Origin of the sequence: Corynebacterium sp. HMSC074C04, from assembly GCF_001838295.1 — a bacterium.
Lineage (GTDB): Bacteria > Actinomycetota > Actinomycetes > Mycobacteriales > Mycobacteriaceae > Corynebacterium > Corynebacterium amycolatum.
In genome coordinates, this window is sequence record NZ_KV836264.1 from 47,983 (window position 1) to 52,207 (window position 4,225).

Annotated in this window: 3 protein-coding genes; 2 read left to right on the top strand and 1 reads right to left on the bottom strand. The window is 58.4% G+C overall.

The features are described from left to right. Positions 1-584: class I fructose-bisphosphate aldolase (locus tag HMPREF3011_RS11175; RefSeq protein ID WP_070840956.1), on the bottom strand; the 584-nt coding region annotated here is incomplete at its 3' end. 359 nt (positions 585-943) lie between these two features. Here HMPREF3011_RS11175 and clpB point away from each other — a divergent pair. Next, positions 944-3,523, top strand: a complete 2,580-nt coding sequence (gene clpB / locus HMPREF3011_RS00240) for an ATP-dependent chaperone ClpB (RefSeq protein ID WP_070840957.1) — start codon at positions 944-946, stop codon at positions 3,521-3,523. 186 nt (positions 3,524-3,709) lie between these two features. After that, a partial coding sequence (locus HMPREF3011_RS00245) for an N-acetyltransferase (RefSeq protein WP_070840958.1) occupies positions 3,710-4,225 on the top strand: 516 nt, incomplete at its 3' end.

Below are 4,225 nucleotides of genomic sequence, written 5' to 3' on the forward strand. Positions count from 1 at the left end.
CGCAGGACAATGTCCTCAGCCTCTGCCTTGTCAGCAGCGTTGATGTCGACCTCCGGCTCCAGAATCGGAACCAGACCGTGGGACAGAACCTGCTTGCCGAACTCGAACTGCTGAGCAATGTTGGCCTTGATGCCCTCTTCGTTTGCCTCAGCAATGAAGGAACGCATCTTGGTGCCGAAGATGCCCTTAGCGACACCGCGCTCCAGCAGCTCATCCAGACCCGGGCACGGCTTCATAAGCTGAACGCCGTTCTCCTTGTCGGCGAGACCCTTGTCAGTCTTCAGGAACGGGACAATGCCCTTCTTTTCCCACAGGTACTGAGCGGTCGGGATTCCCTCAATGTCGCGATCCATGGTCTGCTCGAAGAGAATCGCGCCAATAATCTGCTCAGAGTTGAAGGACGGGGAAGTGATGATGCGGGTACGCATCTCGTGAACCAGGTCGAACATTTCATCTTCGTTCGAGTACTGGTCCTCGTTGATGCCGTACAGGCGCAGAGCCTTCGGGGTGGATCCACCGGACTGGTCGAGAGCGGCGATGAAGCCCTTGCCCTCAGTCATCTGACGTGCCTGCTCGATGTTCATTCGAGTCCTTTCGTGAGAATGAAGGAATGTCATCTACCAGGGTAACCAAAACAGTATGAGTGCGCTGCCCGCCCATCACTCACATGGGGGAAGTCGAAGCAGGCGGGAGTGCGCTGGTGAGGGCGTCGGACGGTGTATTGGAGTGCGTCCGCGCGTGGTTTCTGGAGCTCTCCAATGTTTTCTAGTGCTTTCCGGTGCGCTACTGCGCTTAACGACGCTGCCGAGCGCAATCCTTTTCGCTGTGGATGTGGCGTGAATCACAGTATGAAATTGTAAAATTTGAAGTTGAGTGGAACAGACTCAAGGCTAAATACGTTATGGGTAGTGAATGACAAAGTTGAGTCAAAGGGGCGCAAGTTATGAGTTTTACACCAACAACTAAGACTGGAGAAGTTCTCCAGGAAGCTATGAAGGCCGCGACCAGTGCGGGTAACCCGGATATTCGGCCTGGGCACATTCTGGTAGCGCTGCTGGAGCAAAAGGAGGGTATTGCGGCTCCGCTGCTTGAGGCAGCGGGTGTTAATCCTTCCGGGGTTTTGACCCGCGCTAAGGAGCTGGTCGCGGGGTACCCGTCGGCAAGCGGGGCGAATATGGCGAACCCGCAGTTTAATAGGGATGCCGTTAATGCACTGAACGCTGCCGAGGAGCTGGCGGGCGAGCTTGGAGACGAGTATGTCTCCACGGAAATTCTGCTTATCGGTGTAGCAACTGGCCAGTCGGAGGCGGCAACTGTGCTGCAGTCGGCGGGCGCTACTGCCGAGGCATTAAAGGGCGCGCTGACTAGCGTGCGTGGATTGAGGAAGGTTACAACGGAAAATCCAGAAGAGCAGTACCAGGCTCTGGAAAAGTATGCGACGGACTTAACCGCGCGGGCACGTGAGGGCAAGATTGACCCAGTTATTGGCCGCGATGCGGAGATTCGTCGCGTGGTTCAGGTCCTAAGTCGTCGCACCAAGAACAACCCTGTGCTCATTGGTGAGCCGGGCGTTGGTAAGACGGCCATTGTAGAAGGGCTCGCACGCCGCATTGTTGCAGGTGACGTGCCGGAATCCCTGAAGGGCAAGACGCTGATGAGCCTGGATCTAGGTTCCATGGTCGCCGGTGCGAAGTACCGCGGTGAGTTCGAGGAGCGCCTGAAGGCGGTTCTGGACGAGATTAAGGAATCCGACGGTCAGATTATTACCTTCATCGACGAGATTCACACCATCGTTGGCGCTGGTGCCACAGGTGATGGCTCGATGGATGCGGGCAATATGATTAAGCCGATGCTGGCTCGTGGTGAGTTGCGCCTGGTCGGTGCGACGACTCTGGATGAGTACCGCAAGTACATCGAGAAGGATGCTGCGCTGGAGCGTCGTTTCCAGCAGGTCTTTGTCGGTGAGCCGAGCGTTGAGGACGCCATTGGCATTCTGCGTGGCCTGAAGGAACGCTACGAGGTCCACCACGGTGTTCGTATCCAGGACTCCGCGCTAGTCGCGGCAGCAACGCTGTCGGATCGCTACATCACATCCCGCTTCCTGCCGGATAAGGCTATCGACCTGGTGGATGAGGCCGCATCGCGTTTGCGTATGGAGATTGACTCCTCGCCGGAGGAAATCGACTCCGCGGAACGTATTGTGCGCCGCCTCGAAATCGAGGAAATGGCCCTGGAGAAGGAAACTGACATCGCGTCGAAGGAGCGTCTGGACAAGCTCCGTGAGGAACTTGCAGATGAGCGTGAGAAGCTCAACGCTCTGAAGACTCGCTGGCAGAACGAGAAGTCCTCGATTGATGATGTTCGCTCCGTTCGCGAAGAGCTCGATGCCCTGCGCACTGAGTCCGAAAAGGCTGAGCGCGAAGGTGACTACGGGCGCGTCGCAGAGCTGCGTTACGGGCGCATTCCTGAGTTGGAGAAGAAGCTGGAGACCGCCGAGGAATCGGTCGCTGACGCAGAGGAAAACTCCATGCTCAAGGAGGAGGTCACGCCTCAGGAAGTCGCTGAGGTCGTCTCCGCCTGGACGGGTATCCCGGCTGGCAAGATGATGCAGGGCGAAACCGAGAAGCTACTGGAAATGGAGCGCAACCTCGGCCGTCGCGTCGTTGGTCAGAATGCCGCTGTGGAGGCTGTCTCCGATGCTGTCCGCCGTTCGCGTGCGGGTGTTGCCGATCCGAACCGTCCGACTGGTTCCTTCCTGTTCCTCGGTCCAACTGGCGTTGGTAAGACGGAGCTGGCCAAGGCGCTGGCGGAGTTCCTCTTCGACGATGAGCGTGCGATGGTTCGCATCGATATGTCCGAGTACGGCGAGAAGCACTCTGTCGCTCGTCTGATTGGTGCCCCTCCCGGATACGTCGGCTACGACGCTGGCGGTCAGCTCACCGAGGCTGTTCGTCGCCGTCCGTACACCGTCGTGCTTTTCGACGAGGTTGAGAAGGCTCACCCGGACGTGTTCGATGTGCTCCTGCAGGTGCTCGATGAGGGGCGCCTGACTGATGGTCAGGGTCGAACCGTGGACTTCCGAAACACGATTCTGATTCTCACCTCCAACCTCGGTGCTGGTGGTACGCATGAACAGATCATGGATGCGGTCAAGATGGCCTTCAAGCCGGAGTTCATCAACCGTCTCGACGATGTAGTGATCTTCGATCCGCTGACCTCCGAGCAGCTGCGCGGCATTGTGGACATTCAGGTTCGCAACCTGGCGGAGCGTCTGGCTGCACGTCGTCTGGTGCTGGATGTCTCCGATGGGGCACTGGATTGGCTGTCGGAGCGCGGCTACGACCCGGCCTATGGTGCCCGTCCGCTGCGTCGCCTGGTGCAGAAGGCAATCGGCGATGAGCTGGCACGTCGACTGCTCGCGGGCGATGTTCGCGATGGTGACCGAGTAGAGGTTACGGTTGCTGACGATGGGGAGTCGCTGAAGGTTGTCGGCTATGGCGAGGACGGCGTAGCCCGGGTCTAGGGCGCCCAATCCTCAGGGCGATACCTGTTCAGCAGGCTGTCCGTTTGTTGGGGCGGTTTGGGAGATTTTTCTCCTGAACTGCCCCTTTTTTGTGCTTTTGTTGTCCGGGCTTATGTCCCTTGCGGCCGATCGCGTGGGCTTGTTGCATTCCGGTCGGCCTGGGGTGCGCCGGTATAGTGCGCAAATATGACTAACTTTCAGTGGCGACCAGCGACAGACTCCGACCGCCCCTTCATTGCCTGGATGGACGAACTAACGGAAACGTTCGGAGATGAAAGTCAGCCACTGCCGGAAGATTATGTAGTCACGAGGCGCCAATACGTCGACCAATGGGATGCGAGTCAGGGCGGGGTTATCCTTTTCGCCACTTCGCTTGACGACGCTGACCTCGAGTCGCTCAGTAGCGACATGACCCGCACTGACCCATTTGAGCCGAGAGTTTCCCGCGAGGTCGCCTACAGCGCGGCCGCCATTAAGGCGGAATGGTTGGAGCGCGGGGATTCGTCGTCAAGCGAAGAATGCGAGGGCTATGAAGTGCCGGTGGGGGCGGCCTGGCTGCGTACGTTTACGAAGGACGATCCGGGGTACGGTTTTGTGGAAAATGGGATTCCTGAAGTAGCGATTGCGCTGCGTCCGGGTGTGGTCGGACGCAGGCTGTCGCAGCCGATGATTGCGGGGCTTCTTGAGTATGCGCGTGAGCTG

Coding starts and splice junctions, on each gene's coding strand:
- clpB (WP_070840957.1), top strand. CDS start 944: ATGAGTTTTACACCAACAACTAAGACTGGAGAAGTTCTCCAGGAAGCT.